Origin of the sequence: Acidovorax sp. JHL-3, assembly GCF_000526295.1 — a bacterium.
GTDB classification, from domain to species: domain Bacteria; phylum Pseudomonadota; class Gammaproteobacteria; order Burkholderiales; family Burkholderiaceae_C; genus Acidovorax; species Acidovorax defluvii.
The window spans coordinates 1,597,638-1,617,364 of the sequence record NZ_JAFU01000001.1 but is presented as its reverse complement, the minus strand read 5'-3'; the positions used below and the strand labels follow the sequence as shown (position 1 = coordinate 1,617,364).

Annotated in this window: 19 protein-coding genes and 1 tRNA gene; 15 read left to right on the top strand and 5 right to left on the bottom strand. The window is 62.9% G+C overall.

The window, feature by feature from the left end; genetic code table 11:
- The first annotated feature begins 4 nt into the window (after positions 1-4).
- A complete protein-coding gene (gene rapZ / locus K226_RS0107645; RefSeq protein WP_024814245.1) occupies positions 5-868 on the top strand; it encodes an RNase adapter RapZ in 864 nt (287 codons plus the stop codon).
- 29 nt (positions 869-897) lie between these two features.
- On the opposite strand, the gene mutY is transcribed toward rapZ, so the two are convergent.
- The 3 genes from mutY to mutM all read right to left on the bottom strand — a co-directional run bounded on the left by mutY (position 898) and on the right by mutM (position 4,829).
- Entirely contained in the window at positions 898-1,950 is a 1,053-nt protein-coding gene (mutY, locus tag K226_RS0107640) for an A/G-specific adenine glycosylase (RefSeq protein WP_024814244.1), read from the bottom strand.
- A complete protein-coding gene (locus K226_RS0107635) occupies positions 1,947-3,803 on the bottom strand; it encodes a dynamin family protein (protein WP_238324207.1) in 1,857 nt (618 codons plus the stop codon). The genes mutY and K226_RS0107635 overlap by 4 nt, the downstream gene beginning before the upstream one ends.
- 210 nt (positions 3,804-4,013) lie before the next feature.
- Positions 4,014-4,829, bottom strand: a complete 816-nt coding sequence (gene mutM, locus K226_RS0107630) for a bifunctional DNA-formamidopyrimidine glycosylase/DNA-(apurinic or apyrimidinic site) lyase (RefSeq protein ID WP_024814242.1) — start codon at positions 4,827-4,829, stop codon at positions 4,014-4,016.
- A 29-nt stretch (positions 4,830-4,858) separates the two neighbouring features.
- Between mutM and K226_RS0107625 the strand changes: the two genes are divergently transcribed.
- The 7 genes from K226_RS0107625 (at position 4,859) to pth (ending at position 10,693) form a co-directional block, all read left to right on the top strand.
- On the top strand, positions 4,859-6,643 hold the full coding sequence (locus K226_RS0107625; protein WP_024814241.1) for a tetratricopeptide repeat protein: 1,785 nt from the start codon (positions 4,859-4,861) through the stop codon (positions 6,641-6,643).
- Positions 6,643-7,179 (top strand): lipoprotein insertase outer membrane protein LolB, encoded by a 537-nt coding sequence (locus K226_RS0107620; RefSeq protein ID WP_024814240.1) that lies wholly within the window; start codon positions 6,643-6,645, stop codon positions 7,177-7,179. The genes K226_RS0107625 and K226_RS0107620 overlap by 1 nt, the downstream gene beginning before the upstream one ends.
- A gap of 9 nt (positions 7,180-7,188) precedes the next feature.
- Entirely contained in the window at positions 7,189-8,052 is an 864-nt protein-coding gene (ispE, locus tag K226_RS0107615; RefSeq protein WP_024814239.1) for a 4-(cytidine 5'-diphospho)-2-C-methyl-D-erythritol kinase, read from the top strand.
- A gap of 23 nt (positions 8,053-8,075) precedes the next feature.
- A tRNA-Gln gene (locus K226_RS0107610) sits at positions 8,076-8,152 on the top strand.
- 47 nt (positions 8,153-8,199) lie between these two features.
- Positions 8,200-9,174, top strand: coding sequence for a ribose-phosphate pyrophosphokinase (locus K226_RS0107605; protein WP_024814238.1), 975 nt, complete (start codon positions 8,200-8,202; stop codon positions 9,172-9,174).
- Positions 9,175-9,346: 172 nt separating this feature from the next.
- Positions 9,347-9,985: a 50S ribosomal protein L25/general stress protein Ctc gene (locus K226_RS0107600; protein WP_024814237.1), complete on the top strand. Its 639-nt coding sequence runs from the start codon at positions 9,347-9,349 to the stop codon at positions 9,983-9,985.
- 99 nt (positions 9,986-10,084) lie between these two features.
- Positions 10,085-10,693 (top strand): aminoacyl-tRNA hydrolase, encoded by a 609-nt coding sequence (pth, locus tag K226_RS0107595; protein ID WP_024814236.1) that lies wholly within the window; start codon positions 10,085-10,087, stop codon positions 10,691-10,693.
- A 59-nt stretch (positions 10,694-10,752) separates the two neighbouring features.
- Here pth and K226_RS0107590 read toward each other — a convergent pair whose 3' ends face one another.
- Positions 10,753-11,010, bottom strand: coding sequence for a YfhL family 4Fe-4S dicluster ferredoxin (locus tag K226_RS0107590; RefSeq protein ID WP_024814235.1), 258 nt, complete (start codon positions 11,008-11,010; stop codon positions 10,753-10,755).
- 218 nt (positions 11,011-11,228) lie between these two features.
- Here K226_RS0107590 and K226_RS0107585 point away from each other — a divergent pair, with 218 nt between their 5' ends.
- The 7 genes from K226_RS0107585 to K226_RS0107555 all read left to right on the top strand — a co-directional run bounded on the left by K226_RS0107585 (position 11,229) and on the right by K226_RS0107555 (position 18,890).
- Positions 11,229-12,191, top strand: a complete 963-nt coding sequence (locus K226_RS0107585) for an ABC transporter permease (RefSeq protein ID WP_024814234.1) — start codon at positions 11,229-11,231, stop codon at positions 12,189-12,191.
- 145 nt (positions 12,192-12,336) lie between these two features.
- Positions 12,337-13,209 (top strand): ABC transporter permease, encoded by an 873-nt coding sequence (locus K226_RS0107580; protein WP_024814233.1) that lies wholly within the window; start codon positions 12,337-12,339, stop codon positions 13,207-13,209.
- 17 nt (positions 13,210-13,226) lie between these two features.
- Positions 13,227-14,264, top strand: a complete 1,038-nt coding sequence (locus K226_RS0107575) for an ABC transporter ATP-binding protein (protein WP_035240917.1) — start codon at positions 13,227-13,229, stop codon at positions 14,262-14,264.
- A complete protein-coding gene (locus K226_RS0107570; RefSeq protein WP_024814231.1) occupies positions 14,261-15,202 on the top strand; it encodes an ATP-binding cassette domain-containing protein in 942 nt (313 codons plus the stop codon). The genes K226_RS0107575 and K226_RS0107570 overlap by 4 nt, the downstream gene beginning before the upstream one ends.
- Before the next feature lie 76 nt (positions 15,203-15,278).
- Positions 15,279-16,769 carry an ABC transporter substrate-binding protein gene (locus K226_RS0107565; RefSeq protein ID WP_024814230.1) on the top strand — a complete coding sequence of 497 codons (1,491 nt, stop codon included), beginning with the start codon at positions 15,279-15,281 and terminating at the stop codon, positions 16,767-16,769.
- A 77-nt stretch (positions 16,770-16,846) separates the two neighbouring features.
- On the top strand, positions 16,847-18,256 hold the full coding sequence (locus K226_RS0107560) for an amidase (RefSeq protein WP_024814229.1): 1,410 nt from the start codon (positions 16,847-16,849) through the stop codon (positions 18,254-18,256).
- Positions 18,257-18,263: 7 nt separating this feature from the next.
- Complete coding sequence (locus K226_RS0107555) at positions 18,264-18,890, top strand: hypothetical protein (RefSeq protein ID WP_024814228.1); 627 nt, start codon at positions 18,264-18,266, stop codon at positions 18,888-18,890.
- Here K226_RS0107555 and K226_RS0107550 read toward each other — a convergent pair.
- Entirely contained in the window at positions 18,877-19,584 is a 708-nt protein-coding gene (locus K226_RS0107550) for a histidine phosphatase family protein (protein ID WP_024814227.1), read from the bottom strand. The genes K226_RS0107555 and K226_RS0107550 overlap by 14 nt on opposite strands.
- Positions 19,585-19,727 lie beyond the last annotated feature (143 nt).

The window sequence follows — 19,727 nt, the reverse complement described above, 5'->3', positions numbered from 1 at the left end:
ATCCATGCCCCTGGAAATTGTGCTGATCACCGGGATGTCTGGTTCCGGAAAATCCGTGGCACTGCACGCCATGGAAGATGCAGGCTATTACTGCGTAGACAACCTCCCCCCCGAACTGCTCCCGGCCTTTGTTGCACTCGAACACAAACACCACGGAAACCGCGTGGCAATCGCCATGGATGTGCGCAGCGCCACGTCACTGCCGCAAGTGCCGCAGGAACTGGAACGCCTGCGCAACCAGGGCGTGATCATTCAGTCCATTTTTCTGGATGCCACTACGGAAACATTGGTCCGACGTTTTTCCGAAACACGTCGACGCCACCCCTTGTCGCATGACGACATTACAGACGGACGGTGGGCACTCACGCAGGTGATTGAGCTGGAGCGCGAGTTACTGGCCGACCTGCGTGAGCAAGCGCATGTCATAGACACCAGCACGATAAGGGCGTCCCAGCTTCAAAGCTATGTCAAGGACCTGATGCCAGCAGCGCCGGGGCAGCTCACGCTGGTTTTCCAGTCGTTCGCCTTCAAGCGCGGAATTCCAGTGGACGCCGACTATGTGTTTGACGTCCGAATGCTGCCCAACCCGCATTACGAGCCGGCTCTGCGCGACCTGACGGGCCTGGACGCTCCCGTTGCCGACTTTCTACGCCAGCAGCCAGAAGTGGCACTGATGGGCCAGCACATTGAGCAGTTTCTCTCCCATTGGCTGGATATGCTGGACCGAAACCACCGAAGTTATGTGACGGTTGCCATCGGGTGCACAGGCGGGCAGCACCGATCGGTTTATCTTGTAGAGCAAATGGCCCAAGTATTCAGCGCCCGCTGGACCGTGCTACGACGCCACCGAGAGATGGATGGCCGCTAGATGCCCGCATCAAGATGGCTTTGCAATAGCTATAGCCCTGCCAACAACTTGCGAACGGGCGCAGGAAGACCCAGCGCCGCGATCTGTTCAGCAGTAAACCAGCCTCCCCCATCATCCGGCTTTAACTCAACAGCTTGCCCAACGACCACGGGGTGCAAATGAAGATCCCGGTGGGTCAGCACATGCAGGAAAGGGGTGCACTCCTCCATGGACTGCACACAAGCAGGTCCTAGCTCATGCAGTAACGCCAACAAATCCGGGCGCGACGAAAAAACCGGTACGCAATACAGCCCGGCCCAGATCCCAGCCGCAGGACGTCGAGACAACCAAAACCGCCCCACGGAATCTTTCAGCACCAAGAGCCACCACGATTCCGCACGGCGTTTGAGTTTGCGAGTTCTGACGGGATAGTGCTCAGGGGCTCCCTCGCGGTGCGCAACGCACAAGGTCTGCAAAGGGCATTGGGAGCAGGCTGGATTGCGCGGCGTGCACAAGCTTGCCCCCAGATCCATCAGCCCCTGGGTGTAGCGCGGCATGGCAAAGTCGATGTCTACCGAGGGCAACAAAGCTTGCGCGTGCGTCCACAACATCCGCTCGTTGCGGGCCACTGCCAAGTCCGCATCAAACCCCAGAACCCGTGTCAGCACCCTGCGCACGTTGGCGTCCAGAATGGGCGTGCGTTCTGCAAAACAGAACGCTGCAATCGCTCCAGCTGTCGAGCGCCCGATACCGGGCAGGGTAGCCAATGCCTGCGCTGTGCAGGGAAAACTTCCGCCATGGTCGCTCACGACGGCCTGGGCACAGCGATGAAGGTTGCGTGCACGGCTGTAGTAGCCAAGCCCGCTCCATAACGCCATCACGTCATCTGAAGGCGCATGGGCCAAAGCAATCACATCGGGAAACCGCTCTAAAAATCGCGCGTAATAACCCAGAACCGTGCTGACCTGTGTCTGTTGCAGCATGATTTCAGACAACCAGACCCGATACGGATCCCGCGTCTGCTGCCAAGGCAGGTGATGGCGCCCATGGATTTCTTGCCAGCGAACCACGCGCGTGGCGACATCCGCTTCCGAAAGAATCATGCAGGCGTAAGCCCGGTTTTTTCTGCAGCTTCCGCCAGAACAGGCAATGCTATCAACTGGGCAGTCAGTTCCGCCAATCGTCGTTCCAGTTGAACAAGCTCTTCTTCACCCGCCTCGATCTCGGAGATTCGCTCCACCAAGCCAGTGGCAGCATGTTGAATGCGGTCGACGGCTTCAATCCGCCGGGCAAAACTGCGGCGGCGTTCCCGCAACTGAGCATCCAGTTGCGCCGTTGCAGACTTGCTCCACAGCTCCAGGTCATTCGCCGCCGACTCGTACACAGTGCGCAAGCGCATGGCCAGCGCACGAACCAGCCGCTCGGCGAACTCCGGTTGCACCAGCTTCAGGGCATTGCCGACACCCAGGTACTGCAGATGGCTTTGTTCAATTTGTGACAGCTCTTGGGCGAAGTGTTCAAGTTGCGGCGGGGGCGGCACCTGAAGGGAGAAACCAAACTCCGAATTCAGCTGACGAAAGGTGCCACCCAGCATCGCCTGGATTTCAATACCAGAGGCCTGCGCCTTGTCCAGTGTGCCCCTTAGCTTGTCGAAGGTCTTAGCATAGGTTTTGCGCACGCCCAGCTTTAAGCCCCTTTGCTGGAGCATCTGTGCCAACTCGGTCAACTCCATCTTGAGCGACTTCGCACCCAGCTGATGAAAAACGTCTCGCAGCAACTTGAGATGCACCGCGCGAACCGCCTGAATCTTGGCAGTGCTCAAATCGAACTCACGCTGCTCCTGTTCCACGCGGTGCCGCATTGACTCGATCACCGAAGCGTTTTTGCCGCGAAGACTCCGCAACTCCGCCATCTGGTCGTCAAGATCTCTTCGTCGAATATTGATGACACGCGAAGTTTCTGCACGCAGACTCCCCACCCCCGTTGCCACGGCAGCCCGCAAGATAGCCTGGCGACGGCCCATGATTCCCTTGGCCAGCGCCTCTTCCAACACGGGCAGGCCACTGGATTCGAGCAACAGGTCGTCGCATGTAATTTTTGCAACCAGGCCCTTTTGCGCAGATACAGGCACCACCTGCTGCAACGGCACGCCCAGCATGTCCGCGGAGGTCATGCATTGCCGGTTCATCTGCGCGAGGATTTCATCCGGCGAATTGAGGGTGTCCCACAGGGTGTCAATCTTGTTCAGCACAACCAGGCGTGCATCGAGGCTGTCCACAGAGGTTGCCAGGTGTTCTCGCCAAATGGACAAATCCGAACGGGTAACTCCCGTGTCCGCACTCAGAATGAAAACCACTGCATGCGCCTGCGGAATGAGATTGACCGTCAACTCGGGCTCGGCGCCCACCGCATTCAATCCAGGGGTGTCCAAAATCACCAGGCCCTGCTTGAGCAAGGGATGGGGAATATTAATGATGGCGTGGCGCCACATGGGTACTTCGACCAAGCCCTCGGAATCAGGAACCGGATTTTCGTCCGCCAACTCATCGTGCCAGAACCCCAGCGCCCGGGCGTTGTCCAGCGTGACCTTCCGAACCTCCGCAACCTTCTCAAGTGCTTTGGCGATTTGATCGGCGTTGTTGACATCCAGGGGGATTTCGATCCAGCGCTCGGGCTTCACGCGCCATTCAGCAAGACCTTGCAGTTGCAACCGGGTTTCGATTGGAAGCAGCCGAAGACTGGGCGCCAGCGAGGCGTCGTAGCCCAACTCCGTTGGGCACATCGTTGTGCGGCCAGCACTGGCAGGCATGATGCGACGGCCATAGTCAGCAAAGAAAATGGCATTGATCAGTTCTGACTTCCCCCGCGAAAACTCCGCGACGAAAGCCACCATCACCTTGTCACTGCGGACCTGGGCTTCGAGGCGATTCAGCCGCTCCTGAACTGCAGCGTCCATGAGTTCGTGGTCAGACATCCACTCGGACAGACGGTGAATCTGGTGGGCGAACTCACGCCGCCACACGCCGTGCTGGTCGAACTGCTCGTTGAATGATGGTCCCACTTTGCTCCCGGAATGCGATGAACGGTCTACATGTAGACATGCTCAAAATATAGCATTGACCGCCCCTTGGGAGCGATATCCATGCCGATGGCCATCCGCGCCACGTCATGCGCGTTGGCATCGGGGACAAAAATAGCTGCTGCGTTGACCCTGACGAACCAATTTGATGGCCGTGCCGCAGTGATGGCACGGGGCACCGACACGCCCGTAGACATTGGCCTCATGCTGGAAATGCCCATCCTTTCCGTCGGCGCTGGAAAAGTCCTTCAATGTGCTGCCGCCCAATTCCACTGCACGCTCAAGCACCGTCGTGATCGCTGAATAAAGTCTGCGCACTCTCAAGGGACCGATGCGATGCGCTGCAACGGTGGGTCGAATGCCTGCAAGAAACAGCACCTCACAAGCGTAGATATTGCCTACCCCCACGACCAGACGCCCCGCCAGCAGCACCTGCTTGATGGGCGCGCGACTCGCCTTGAGCCCCGCTTCGAAGGCAGGATAGGTAAAGTCCTCGGACAGCGGCTCTACTCCCAGCCCGCCCAGCAGCTTTTGCGCCACGGCATCCTGCTCGCTGGCCGCATAGACCACGGCGCCGAAACGCCTGGGATCATGCAGACGCAATGTTCCTTCTGACGTGAGGATGTCGAAATGATCATGCCCACCCGGTGGGGGCAGATCACGACTGAAACGCAGGCTGCCCGACATTCCAAGATGCAGCAACAGAAGGCCCGAGTCCAGATCGAGCAGCAAATACTTGCCCCGGCGGCGCAGCGCGACCACCTTTTTGCCAACCAGCGATTGTGGGTCACACCCCAAAGGCCACCGCAATGGTTTACCCACACATACCGACTCGATCCTGGCCCCAGCAATAGCCTGCGCAAAGCTGCGACGGGTGACTTCCACTTCGGGCAACTCAGGCATGCAATAGCCTTTGAAACAGGTTTGGGAGCATGGATTATTATGGCCCGATGGTGCAATCTCATCGCTTTCGAACAGCCCTTCTCACTGCCGCTCTGGCGGCAACAGCAACTACGGGATGGACACAGTCCGGCGATGAGAAACGCCCCGACACCTCAGAAGCCACAACGCTACCAACGCCCAGCGCGCAGTTGGATGCAGAACTTTTCTATGAGATATTTTTGGGCGAGCTGACCACACAGTCAGGAGACCCAGGCGCAGGCTATGCACTGATGTTGGAAGCGGCGCGGCGCAGTGGAGAAAGCGCGTTGTACCGACGTGCCGCAGACATTGCCTTGCAGGCCCGATCAGGTCACTACGCCCTGGCAGCAGCACGTGCGTGGAAAGAGGCGCAACCCCAATCGCGGGAAGCCAACCGCTACACATTGCAGATACTGATTGCACTCAATCGAATAGGCGAGACCGCGGACCTGCTGCGCCAGGAGTTGACTCAGATGCCGACTGCAGCCAAAGCTGCGGCCCTGTCGGCCCTTCCTCAGGTGTATGGCCGTGCCAGCAACAAGCAATTGGCCGCCAATGTGGTAGAGCAAGCGCTAATCGATGAACTGCGCCATCCCGCCACAGGCCCCGCTGCGTGGACCGCATTGGGGCGCATGCGCCTGGCGGCTGGGGATAAGGCTGGAGCGCTTGAGGCGGCTCGTCGGGCCTTGGCACTGGACGGCTCGAGCGAAGTGGCCTTGCCATTGGCCCTTGAACTGATGCAGGAGGACGTTACGGAAGCGGAATCGCTGGTGACAACCCGCCTTGCCAATCAGCCCGATCCCGAATTGCGCACGGCATATGCCCGCGTCCTGCTGAGCCAGCAGCGTTACCCCGCTGCGCGCCAGCAGCTGGAGATCGTGACACGCGACAAGCCGGATCTGAGGGAAGCGTGGCTTGCTCTTGCGACACTGCAATTCCAGGATAACCGCCTGCCCGATGCTGAAAAATCACTGCAGCGCTACATCGAACTGACAAATGCGATCACGGCAGATCCCGACATACAGCAGCGCGGTCTGACTCAGGCCTATCTTCTTTATGCGCAGCTTGCTGAAAAGAAAAAAGACTATGCAGCAGCCGAATCCTGGCTCGGACGCATAGACAAGTCGGAAGAATTGCTCAGCGCACAGCGGCGTCGTGCGTCCATACTCGCCCAACAGGGAAAGATATCGCAAGCACGTGCCCTGCTTCGCGGTCTGCCCGGCAATACCTCAGAGCAGATCCGCTTGAAACTGCAGGCTGAGGTGCAGTTGTTGCAGGAGATGCGTTTATACAAAGACGCCCTGGCCGTTCAGACCGAACTGGTGGACCTGGACCCGCAAGACAACGAACTGATTTACGACCAGGCCATGCTGGCCGAAAAGTCGGGTGATCTGGGCATGATGGAGCAGCTGCTGCGGCAGCTGATAGCACGGCAGCCCGACTACCACCACGCCTACAACGCCTTGGGATACTCGCTGGCTGAACGTGGCCTGCGCCTGGAGGAGGCCAAAGGGTTGATCGCCAAGGCGCTGGAATATGCTCCTGGCGACCCCTTCATTACGGACAGCCTTGGTTGGGTCGAATTCCGCCTCGGCAACAACGCGCAGGCATTGCAACTCCTATCAGCCGCCTTCGAGAAGCGGCCCGACGCGGAAATTGCCGCACACCTCGGTGAAGTCCTCTGGAGCACCGGAGACCGCACACGCGCCTTGAGCATCTGGCGCGAGGGGCTGCGCCTGAATCCAGACAACGAAACGCTCAAAGGCACACTGAAAAGGCTGGGGGCCAGGCCCTGATGTTGCGCGCCATTTTTCCGGGCCAGCAACCCCAAGGCCCCTCCCGGACGCTGCCCTACGGGGTAGCTTGCCTGCTGGCGTTTTTTGTTCTGTTGCTGGCCGGCTGTGCGCAGCCTCAACTGCGGCCTGCACATTCACACGACACGCTATGGGCAGGTCGCCTTGCGTTGCAGGTGGAAGATCAGGCGTCACAGTCCTTTTCAGCGTCGTTCGAACTCTCAGGGTCGGCACAACAAGGCCAATTCGTCTTGCTCAATCCTCTGGGCAACACCATCGCACGAATCCAGTGGAATGCCGGCCACGCAGAGATTACTACGGGCCAGGACACCCGGAAGTCTGAGTCACTGGAGGCCTTGCTGCAGGATGTCCTGGGAACCGGTATTCCCGTCGCAGCACTGTTCAGCTGGCTAGAAGGCACCCAGGTTGAAGCCGTTGGCTGGCATGTCGATTTATCGGCCATTGCATCTGGGCGACTGGTCGCACAGCGCCATACACCTGCGCCGCAAGCCACCCTGCGAATTGTTCTGACCCGCTGACACCGTTTCATGCAAAACCTGTACGACGTGCCGGCACCGGCCAAGCTCAATCTTTTCTTGCACATCACTGGCCGCCGACCCGATGGCTACCACCTGATGCAGTCTGTCTTCATGCTGATCGACTGGTGCGATTCGCTGCATTTCGAACTGCGCCACGATGGCCGCATCACCCGCGAAGACCTGGGACCCACACTGCCCGCTCTCGACCTCACGCTGCGCGCGGCGCAGGCCCTGCAAAAGGCCACCGGCTGCGGACTGGGAGCTCACATTGGCGTGCTGAAAAAGATTCCTGCCCAGGCAGGCATGGGTGGCGGCTCGTCCGACGCGGCCACAACGCTGCTGGCGCTCAATCGCCTGTGGAAGCTGAACCTGCCCCGCCCCGCGCTGGAAGCCATCGGGCTGACACTGGGCGCCGACGTGCCGTTTTTTTTGCGCGGCCACAACGCCTGGGTGGAGGGAATTGGTGAGATAATCACGCCGCTTGAGAATGCACATCAGCTACCGCGAGCGAGCTTTGCAGTAGTGAAACCCGAGGCGGGTCTGGATACGAAATCAATTTTTTCTGCTCCAGATCTGAAACGTGATTCAGATCGTGCTACAATCTTAGGCTTTGCTGCAGCACACTACAATTTCGGTTGTAATGACTTGCAACCAGTTGCCCAGGCCTTATGCCCCGAAGTGACGCAGGCCCTTCAGTGGCTTGAATCGCACGGTTTGCAAGGTCGAATGACCGGTTCGGGTAGTGCAGTGTTTGCGCAAATTTCGCATGCCGTTGATCTTCAAAACGCCCCCGGCGATTGGCAGGTCAAAACATGTGAGAATCTGATGATTCATCCTCTGGCAGGATGGGCAGCAGACAAGAATTTCGGTTGATTGTTTTTGCAATCAACCCGTGTAGGGGAGTCGCCAAGCTGGTTAAGGCACCGGATTTTGATTCCGGCATGCAAAGGTTCGAATCCTTTCTCCCCTGCCAAATTTCTTTTCGCGTACGGGCTTTTTTTTCAGACTGCTGGGACGCTCATGCAAGCCAACCAACCCGACTTCATGGTTTTCACCGGCAATGCCAACCCTGGCATGGCAGCTGAAATTGCCCAACACCTTGGCACCACCTTGGGTGCTGCCGATGTGGGCCGCTTCTCCGACGGGGAAGTCACCGTCGAAATCAAACAAAACGTGCGAGCCCGTGACGTTTTCGTGGTGCAGTCTACCTGCGCACCCACCAACGAAAACCTCATGGAACTGCTGATCATGGTGGACGCGCTCAAGCGTGCTTCAGCCGAACGCATCAGCGCCGTGATTCCCTATTTTGGCTACGCCCGCCAGGATCGCCGCCCCCGCTCCAGCCGGGTTCCGATCTCCGCCAAGGTGGTGGCCAACATGTTGCAGGCGGTGGGCGTGGCCCGCGTGCTGACCATGGATCTGCACGCCGACCAGATCCAGGGGTTCTTTGACATCCCGGTAGACAACATCTATGCGTCGCCTGTTCTGCTGGGCGATCTGCGCCAGAAGAATTACGAAGACCTGATCGTCGTGTCGCCTGACGTCGGCGGCGTGGTTCGCGCCCGGGCCCTGGCCAAGCAGCTCGGCTGTGATCTGGCCATCATCGACAAGCGCCGTCCCAAGGCCAATGTGTCCGAGGTGATGCACGTGATCGGTGAAATCGATGGCCGCAACTGCGTGATCATGGACGACATGATCGACACCGCCGGCACGCTGGTGAAGGCTGCCGAAGTGCTCAAGGAGCGCGGTGCCAAGAAGGTGTACGCCTACTGCACCCACCCCATTTTTTCTGGCCCCGCCATTGAACGCATCGCCCAGGGCTCGGCCCTCGACGAAGTGGTGGTGACCAACACCATCCCTTTGAGCGACAACGCCAAAGGTTGCGCAAAAATCCGCCAGCTCTCCGTGGCTCCGCTGATCGCCGAAACGATCCAGCGCATTGCCAAGGGAGAGTCGGTGATGAGTTTGTTCTCGGACCAAGAGAATCTTTTCTGAGCGCCGGTCGCGCCTGTGTGGCGTGGCTTTGCTGAGTCAGATGCTTGCAGGCCTCCTTCGGGAGGCTTGCCTGTTCGGGAGCATTGTTGTGGGCTTGCCGCCATCTGGGCGCAACAAGCCTTTTTTTAACAGGGAATGACTGGTCGCGGTCGTCCCTTTTCAGGAGCTAATTATGAACATCGTCGCTTTTGAGCGCGCCAAGCAGGGTACGGGTGCGAGCCGCCGTCTGCGCAATTCGGGCAAGACGCCTGGCATCGTGTATGGCGGTTCTGCTGAACCCCAGCTTATCGAGGTCGACCACAACGCACTGTGGCACGCCCTGAAGAAGGAAGCTTTCCACTCCAGCGTGCTGGACATGGAAGTGGCCGGCACAACCGCCAAGGTTCTGCTGCGCGACGTGCAATACCACCCCTATAAGCAACTGGTGCTGCACATTGACTTCCAGCGCGTGGACGAAAAGACCAAGCTGCACATGAAGGTGCCACTGCACTTCAGCGGCGCGGATGAGTCCGACGCTGTCAAGGTGGACAAGTGCCTGGTGAACCCCGTCGTGAACGAACTCGACGTGACCTGCATGCCTTCCGACCTGCCTGAGTTCATTGCCGTGGACCTGAGCACGCTGAAGAAGGGTGTTTCCCTGCACCTCAAGGACATCAAACTGCCCAAGGGTGTAAGCGCTGTGATCCGTGGCGGTCAGAACAACAACCCCGTGCTGGTTTCCGTGACCAACCCCGTGGTGGAAGTGGTGGCGCCTGTCGCCGACGCAGCACCTGCCGCCGATGCCAAGGGCAAGGGCAAGGGCAAGAAATAAGACCGGCGCACCGGTCTTCGCGGCCTGCTCCGGCAGAGCTGCATCCAACGGCCCACCTGTGTGGGCCGTTTTCATTGGTAGCTACCGATAATTGCGCACATGATCAAACTGTTTGTGGGCCTGGGCAACCCAGGGCCCGACTACGAGGCCACCCGCCACAACGCGGGCTTCTGGTGGATAGACGCGCTGGCGCGCGAACTCAAGGCCACGCTGGTGCCCGAGCGCAGCTACCACGGGCTGGTGGCCCGCACCAGCGTACATGGCCAGAGTGTGTGGCTGCTGCAGCCCCAGACCTTCATGAACCTGTCGGGAAAATCGGTGGCGTCACTGGCGCGGTTCTTCAAGATCCAGCCCGAGGAAATCCTGGTGGCGCACGATGAACTGGACATCGCCCCCGGCCAGGTGAAACTCAAGCGCGGGGGCAGCCATGCCGGGCACAACGGCCTGCGGGATATTCATGCCCAGCTCGGTTCGCCCGATTACTGGCGCCTGCGCATTGGCATTGGGCATCCGGGCGTCAAGGCCGAAGTGGCCAACTGGGTGCTGAAAAAACCCTCGCCCGACCAGCGCACCTTGATCGAGGACAGCATCGCACATTCACTCAAGGCGCATCCGGCCTTGCTGGCGGGGGACATGGAGAAAGCCACTTTGCTGATCCACACCACCAAGCCACCGCGTCCCAAGCCACCAAGACCTGAAGACAACTAAAAGCTATTGTTTTTATAGCTATTAGCGCTTGACGGGTAAGCGCTAGAGGCCAAAAAAACTTATATTTTGGTGACAGCCTGCAGCCGGTGAAACTTCTGCCACAGCGTTTCCCGGCTCTCCACATGCTGGGGGTCTACCGGGATGCAGGCCACTGGGCACAGCTGTACGCACTGGGGCTCGTCGAAATGGCCCACGCATTCGGTGCATTTGTCGGGGTCGATCTCGTAGATTTCCTGTCCCAGGGTGATGGCCTGGTTCGGGCACTCGGGCTCACACACATCGCAGTTGATGCACTCGTCAGTGATTCTCAGTGCCATGCGGTCCTCCCCGTAGATGGCGGGAGCGCCAGGCGCGATTGCAGCGAATTCAGGGAGACGGTCTTCATGCGGCGTATTATCCCGCGCCCCTGCCCTGCACTGCTTTGACGCCAGGCACAACACACCACCGCCGCCATGGGTGCTTTGTCGGTATGCTGCGCAGGCACCTGACCTTTTTCAATCGACTGAAGCACCCACGCTCCGCCAGCATCCGATCCATGGGTTTCTTTCTTCTCAAACGATTTTTCACCCTTGTTGCCACGCTGCTCGGTGCGTCGGTGGTCGTGTTTGTGGTGCTGGACATTCTGCCGGGCAACGCCGCCCAGGTGCTGATGGGGCCAGACGCCTCACCCGACGCCGTGGCCGAGCTTGCCACCCAGCTGGGGCTGGACCGGCCCGCAGTGCAACGCTATGGGCAATGGATGCGTGGCCTGGTGGTGGGCGACCTGGGTGACAGCTACACCTACGGCAGCCCGGTGCTGGAGCTGGTGCTGGAACGCCTTGCGCTCACGGTGCCGCTGGCGCTGATGGCCATGGTGCTCAGCACGGTGCTGGCCCTCGCGGCGGGCCTTTTTGCCGCTGCGCGCCACAACCGATGGGGCGACCTGGGCGTGATGGGCCTGGCCCAGCTGGGCATTGCCATTCCCAACTTCTGGTTCGCCATCCTGCTGATCTTGCTGTTTTCGGTCAAGCTGCAGTGGTTTTCGGCCGGGGGCTTCCCGGGCTGGACCGAAGACAGCGGCGGCGGCCCGCTGCAAGCGCTGAAAGCACTGCTGCTGCCCGCGCTGGCGCTGGCCGTGGTGCAGGCGGCCATTCTGGCGCGCATCACGCGCTCGGCCGTGCTGGATGTGCTGCGCGAAGATTTCGTGCGCACCGCGCGCGCCAAGGGCCTGTCGCGGCGGGCCGCGCTGTGGGGCCATGTGCTGCGCAACGCCATGATCCCGGTTGTCACGGTGATGGGCCTGCAGTTTGCCAACCTGCTGGCGGGCACCATCGTGGTGGAAAACGTGTTTTATCTGCCGGGCCTGGGCCGGCTGATCTTCCAGTCGATTGCCAACCGCGATCTGGTCGTGGTGCGCAACTGCGTGATGCTGCTGGCGGCCATGGTGGTCGTCGTCAACTTTTTCGTGGACCTGCTGTACGCGGTGATCGACCCCCGCGTGAAGGCCAGCGACGTATGAGGTGGCACCCCCCTGAGTCGCTTCGCGCCATCCCCCCAGGGGGACGCCACCCGTGGCCTGGCAGAGCCAGTTCCACGGTGGCGCTGGCTTTGGGGCGCGCCGGTTTCAAGCGCCGGGGGCTTCACAAAAAGCGGTCAACAAACCCATGAGCGCAACGACTTCCTCATCCGTTCGGTTGTCACGCCCCCACTGGCTGCGCCGTGCCCTGGGGCACCGCAGCTTTGTTGCGGGCGCCCTGCTGGTGGCGTTGCTGCTGGCCACAGCGGCCCTGTCGCTGGTGTGGACGCCCTGGTCGCCCTACGAAATGGACCTGCCCGCCAAGCTGCAGCCCCCCAGCGCCCAGCACTGGCTGGGCACCGACGCCTTTGGCCGCGACGTGGCGTCACTGCTGCTGGTGGGCGCACGCAACTCGCTGCTGGTGGGCGTGATTGCGGTGGGCATTGGCATGGGCCTGGGCGTGGCGCTGGGGCTGCTGGCCGCCGCGCGGCGCGGATGGGTGGAAGAAACCATCATGCGGCTGGCCGACTTCACGTTTGCCTTTCCAGCCATTTTGTCGGCCATCATGATGACGGCGGTGTTTGGCGCGGGCATCGTCAATTCGATCATCGCCATTGGCATCTTCAATATTCCCACCTTTGCGCGGGTGACGCGCGCCTCGGCCAATGCCGTGTGGTCGCGCGATTTCATTCTGGCGGCGCGTGCGTGCGGCAAGGGCAGCGTGCGCATCACGCTCGAGCATGTGCTGCCCAACATCGCCTCGGTGCTGATCGTGCAGGCCACGGTGCAGTTTGCCATTGCCATCCTGGCCGAGGCGGCGCTGTCGTATTTGGGCCTGGGCACACAACCGCCGCAGCCCTCGTGGGGCCGCATGCTCAGCGACGCCCAGACCCTCATGTTCCAGGCCCCGCTGCTGGCCGTGTGGCCCGGCTTGGCGATTGCGCTGGCCGTGCTGGGCCTGAACCTGCTGGGCGACGGCCTGCGCGATCTGCTCGACCCGCGCTTGGCCCGCAAGCGCTGACCTGCCTCGCCGCTCCGATGAACACCCAATCCCCACCCACCCCCCTGCTGCAAGTCGCCGACCTGCGCGTGCACCTGCACACGCACCAGGGTGCTGTCAACGCGGTGCGTGGCATCGATTTCACGCTTCACCGCGGCGAAACGCTGGGCCTGGTGGGCGAATCGGGCTGTGGCAAATCACTCACCGCCCTGGCGCTCATGGGCCTGCTGCCCGACGCCGCGCAGGCCAGTGGCAGCATTCTTCTGGATGGGCAGGAGCTGGTGGGGCTGGACGACCGCGCGCTGTGCCGCCTGCGCGGCAACCGCATCGGCATGGTGTTCCAGGAGCCCATGACGGCGCTGAACCCCGTGCACCGCATTGGGGACCAGGTGGCCGAGCCCCTGCGGCTGCACCGCGGCATGGGCCGTGCAGCGGCTCGCCGCGAGGCCCTGGCCCTGCTGGAGCGCGTGGGCATTGCCGATGCCGCGCGGCGCCTGGATGCCTATCCGCACCAGTTCTCGGGCGGGCAGCGCCAGCGCATCACCATCGCCATGGCGCTGGCCTGCGGGCCCGACCTGCTGATTGCCGACGAGCCCACCACGGCGCTGGATGTGACCGTGCAGCAGCAGATTCTGGACCTCATCAGCGACCTGGTGGCCGAGCGCGGCATGGCGCTCATCCTGATCTCGCACGACCTGGGCGTGATCTCGCAAAACGCCGACCGCATGCTGGTGATGTATGGCGGCTCGGTGGTGGAAAGCGGCCCCACAGAGGCTGTCTTCGCGACCATGGCCCACCCCTACACGCGCGGCCTTTTTGCGGCGCGCCCGCAACTGGTGCCGCACCGCCGCGGCGAGCGCCCGCGCCTGGCAACCATTGCGGGCACCGTGCCCGAGCTGGCCCATCTGCCCGCCGGTTGCCCCTTTGCGGGGCGCTGCGGCTTCACCATGGACGCCTGCCACACCACCCCGCCGCCACCGGTGCCATTGGGTGCTTTGGGCGCTGTGGCTGCGGGACACATGGCGCGCTGCATCCGGCTCGATGCCATGCCCGCCGCACCGGAGGTTGGCGCATGAATACCGCAAACACTCCTGATTCGATAGCTGGCAACGCTTACCCCATAAGCGCTACAGGCCAATTTGACTCAAAAATACCTGCCGATGCGCACCCCCCCCTGCTGCAAGTGACGCAACTGGTGCGCCACTACACGCTGCCGCGCACGCACCTTTTTCAGCCGCCGCAGCAGGTGCAGGCGCTGCAGGGCGTGGATTTCACCGTGGCGGCGGGCCGCAGCCTGGGCATCGTGGGTGAATCGGGCTCGGGCAAATCCACGCTGGCCCGGCTGGTGATGGCGCTCGACACGCCCACCAGCGGCGCGGTGCACCTGCTGGGCCGCGACCTGCACCGCTTGCCCGCCGCCGAGCTGCGCCACGCGCGGCGCGACTTTCAGATGGTGTTCCAGGACCCCTATGGCTCCCTGGACCCACACCACACCGTGCAGCGCATCGTCACCGAACCCCTGCAGGCCCAGCGTGCTACCAGCCGCGCCGAGCAGCGCGAGCAGGCCGCGCAGGTGCTGGCGCAGGTGGGCCTGCGCAGCACCGACCTGGACAAATACCCGCACGAGTTTTCGGGCGGCCAGCGCCAGCGCATTGCGATTGCGCGCGCACTCATCACCCGCCCCCGCCTCATCGTGGCCGACGAGCCCGTGAGCGCGCTCGATGTGTCTGTGCAGGCGCAGGTGCTCAACCTGATGCTGGATTTGCAGCAGGAATTCGGCATCACCTACCTGCTCATCAGCCACGACCTGGCCGTGGTGAACCACCTGTGCGACGAGGTGGTGGTGCTGTACCAGGGGCGCATTGTGGAGCGCGGCACGCCGCAGGAGCTGTTTCACAACGCGCAGCACCCCTACACGCGCGCCCTGCTCAACGCCGTGCCGCGCATCGAGCCCGGGCGTGCCCGTGCCCGCCGTGCGCCGCTGGCCGGCGGCGCCGCGCGCACGATGGTGTAAAAAGCCCTCAGCCCCGTCGGCCACGCATCTGCCGGCCCGCGCCCCTTCCACAGGTTTCCGTCTGGAGAACTCAAACATGCTGAACCGCCGCTCAATCCTTGCCACTGGCGCCATCGCCGCGGTGCCCCTTGCCGCGCCCTGGGGCGCGCTGGCCAAAACCAGCAAGGACACCGTGGTGCTGGCCATGACGCTGGAACCGCCGGGGCTGGACCCGACCGCCGGTGCCGCCTCGGCCATTGCCGAGATCGTTCACTACAACATCTTCGAGACGCTCACCAAGATCAATGCCGACGGCAGTGTGTCGCCGCTGCTGGCCGAGAGCTGGGAGGTGTCGCCCGACCTCAAGACCTACACCCTGCGCCTGCGCCGGGGGGTGAAGTTCAGCAACGGCGTGCCCTTCACGGCCGATGCGGTCAAATTCTCGTTCGACCGCGCGGGCAGCGACAAGAGCACCAACAAGGACAAGCGCACCTTTGCCAGCCTCACCACCCAGGTGGTGGATGACCACACCGTAGTGCTGATCCACAAGGACATCGACCCCGATTTCCTGTTTGTGCTGGGCCAGGCCACGGCCATCATCGTCGAGCCCAAAAGTGCCGCCACCAATGCCACGCGGCCCGTGGGCACCGGCCCCTACGTGCTGGGCGCATGGAACAAGGGTGCGTCCATCACGCTGACCGCCTGGCCGGGCTTTCGCGCGCCCGCCAGCATCAAGATGCGCCGGGCCACGTTCCGCTTCATCTCCGACCCTGCCGCGCAGGTGGCGGCGCTGCTGGCCGGTGATGTGGACGCGTTTGCCCGCGTCACGCCACGCAGCGTGGCCCAGTTCAAGGCCAACCCGCGCTTTCAGGTGGTGGTGAGCGGCTCGCGCGCCAAGACCATCCTGGCCATCAACAACGACCGCAAGCCCCTGAACGACGTGCGCGTGCGCCGTGCCATTGCCGCCGCCATCGACCGCAAGGCCGTCATCGAAGGCGCGGGTGACGGCTTTGGCGTGCCCATTGGCAGCCACTATGTGCCGGGCGCTTTCGGGTATGTGGACACCACGGGCATCAACCCGTTCGATATCGACAAGGCCAAAAAACTGCTGACCGAAGCGGGCGTCAAGACCCCGCTCACGCTCACGCTCACGTTGCCCCCGCCGCCCTATGCCCGCCAGGGGGGCGAGGTGATTGCGGCGCAGCTGGCCAAGATCGGCATCGTGGCCAAGATCCAGAATGTGGAATGGGCCCAGTGGCTCAGCGGCACCTATGGCAACAAGAACTACGACCTCACCCTGATCTCCCACGTCGAGCCCTTTGACCTGGGCAACTTTGCCAAGCCCGACTATTACTGGGGCTACAACTCGCCCCAGTTCAGCACGCTGTTTGAAAAAATCAAGAACGCCCCGCGCCCCGCCGACCGCGCCCGCCTGCTGGGCGATGCGCAGCGCCTGCTGGCCGAAGAGGCCGTGCATGGTTTTCTCTACCAGCCGCAATGGGTGACCGTGGCCAACAAAAACCTCAAGGGGCTGTGGAAAGACATGCCTATCTTTGTGAACGATCTGTCGGCCCTTTCCTGGTCCTGAAAACCGCAGCAGCGGCGCCCCGGGCCCTGACAGCCCGGCGCGCGGCCTGGCCCGTCCACCCCTGAAAAAACCGCACCATGAGCGCCCTGCACGACCTGCCCGCCCACGCCCTGCTCTCGGCCTACCGCCAGCGCACCTTGTCCCCGGTCGAGGTGGTCAGCGACGTGCTTGCCCATATCGAGCGCTGGGAGCCCCACATCCGGGCCACCTATCTGCTGCGCCCCGAAACCGCGCTGGCGCAGGCGCGCACCTCTGAGGCCCGCTGGCTGCGCGGCGAGCCGCTGGGTGCGCTCGACGGCGTGCCCGCCACCATCAAGGAGAACATCGCCACGCGCGGCGACCCCATGCCGCTGGGCACTGCGGCCACCGCGCTGGTGCCCACCGCCGCCGACGCCCCGCCTGCGGCACGCCTGCGCGAAGCGGGCGCGGTCATCGTGGCCAAGTCCACCATGCCCGACTACGGCATGCTGTCATCGGGCCTGTCGAGCTTTCACGCGCTGGCGCGCAACCCCTGGGACCTGTCCAAAGGCCCCGGTGGCTCCAGCGCCGGTGCTGGCGCTGCGGCCGCCGCCGGCTACGGCCCGCTGCACATCGGCACCGACATCGGCGGCTCGCTGCGCCTGCCGGCCAGCTGGTGCGGCATCTTCAGCCTCAAACCCAGCCTGGGCCGCATTCCCATCGACCCGCCCTACACCGGCCGTGCCGCTGGCCCCATGACACGCACGGTGGCAGACGCCGCACTGATGATGCAGGTGCTGAGCCAGGGCGACGCACGCGACAGCATGGCCTTGCCCGCGCAGGACATTGCCTGGGGCCAGTTTGACCAGGGGGTGGGGCACCTGCGCGGCCTGCGCATAGGCCTGCTGCTGGATGCCGGCTGCGGCCTGCCGGTAGAGCCCGAGGTGCGCGCCGCCGTCGAGCAGGCCGCCCGCTGGCTGGAACAGGCCGGCGCCCACGTCGTGCCCATGCAGCCTTTCATGACGCAGGCCATGCTCGACGGCATGGACCATTTCTGGCGCATGCGCTCGCACATCGACCTGCAGGCCCTGCCAGCCGGGCAGCGCGACAAGGTGCTGCCCTACATCCGTGCCTGGGCCGACAGCGCTGCGGGCCTGAGCGGCACCGAGGTGTTCCATGCCAGCCAGCAGTTCCACCTGACCCGCGTGGCCACCGTGCGCGCCTGCAGCGCGTTCGACTACGTGATCTCGCCCGTGGCACCCATGGCGGCGTTTGCGGCCGAGCTGCCCTCGCCCACCAACGACCCGCTGCGGCCGCTGGAACACATCGGCTTCACCGTGCCCTACAACATGTCAGAGCAACCCGCCGCTTCGGTGAACTGCGGCTACACCAGCGGCCTGCATCCCTTGCCCATTGGCCTGCAGATCGCCGGGCCGCGCTTTGACGACCTGGGCGTGCTGCAGGTGGCCCGCGCATTCGAGCAGATTCGTCCCCCACAGAAAGCCTGGCCTCAGCCGCCGGGGATATAAACAGGCCATGGACATTCTCACCCTCGCCCTCCTGATCGCCATCGGCAGCTACATCGCCAACCACCAGCAGCAGCGCAAACGCATTGCCCTGCTGGCCAGCCACCTGGGCCACTACCAGATCGAAAAACTCATGGAGGCCCTCACCGAGGGCTATCTGCGGGCGCTGGGCGAAAGCACGCCCGAGCGGCGCGACCAGATCTGGAGCCTGCTGACCACCACCGAATCCCAGCTGAGCGAGCAGTTCAACCGTTTCGCCGCCGAGTTCGCCCAGGTGAACGAAGCCGATGCCCGCGTCAGCCGCTTTGCCATGGCGATTCCCTTTGCCAGCCAGCTGTTTCCCGCCACCACCTTCGACATGCGCAAGGCCCTGGCCATCCACGCCCGGGGCATCGAAAACATGGCCCGCAACGCGGCCCAGCTGGCCCCGCGCGACAAGGCCTTCACGATGTCGGCCGAGCTGTTCCTGATGCAGCACACCTGCCACTGGTTCTGCAAATCCAAGACCATCGCCACGGCGCGCATGCTGGCGCGGCACAAGACGCCTTACGAGCAACTGGTCGATTCGGTGTCGCCGCAAACCCGCAGCGCGTATCTGGCCCTGGTCAAGGGCGGCAAGGACATCAAGGGCGCGTAACGCCCGCCACGCCCGCGACTCCCTCGGCGCGCAGCAGCCGCGTCTGGTCATACACCGGCTGCGCTGGCAGATCGGCCAGATGCTGCGTGTCGGCCCAGTGCACGATGTCGATGGCGTCGCCCTGCAGGCGCACGCGGTTGAAGCCCGCGTTGGGGATGTCGCTCTGGCGCGGGCCGCCCAGCCCCAGGCCGCGCGCCGTGCGCCACACCATGTCGAGCACCCCGCCGTGCGTGACCACGACGATGGTTTGCCCCGCGTGCTGCTGGGCCAGGCCGCGCAGTGCCTCCATGACCCGCGCGTGAAACTGCCGTGCCGTCTCGCCGCCGGGCATGCCACCATCGGCATCAAAGCGCAGCCACTGCGCCCATGCTTGCGCGTGCCGGGCCTTGATGTCGTCCACGCGCATGCCATCGACCACACCAAAATGCTGCTCGCGCAGGCGCGGGTCGGTCAGGGCATCGAGCGACAGTTGCGGCAGCAACGCGGCCAGCGCGGGCTGCGCCGTCTGCCGCGTGCGGATGAGATCGCTGCACACCAGGTGATCGACCGCCAGGCGCTCCGCCACCAGCCGCTGCGCCAGGCGGCGGGCCTGCTCGTGCCCGGTGGCGTTGAGGGGCACATCCACCTGGCCCTGGAAGCGCAGCTCGCGGTTCCAGTCGGTTTCGCCATGGCGGATGAGGATGAGTTCGGTCATGCGCCCATTATCAAATGCCGGCACAAAAATACAAGTGTTTTCGTGCTCTAGCGCTTATACAGCAAGCGCAATCAGCTATTGTTTTAATAGTGGTTTGTTTGCCTTGCCGGCCCTTTGGGTGGGTGGGCAGCGGGGCCCCCCCA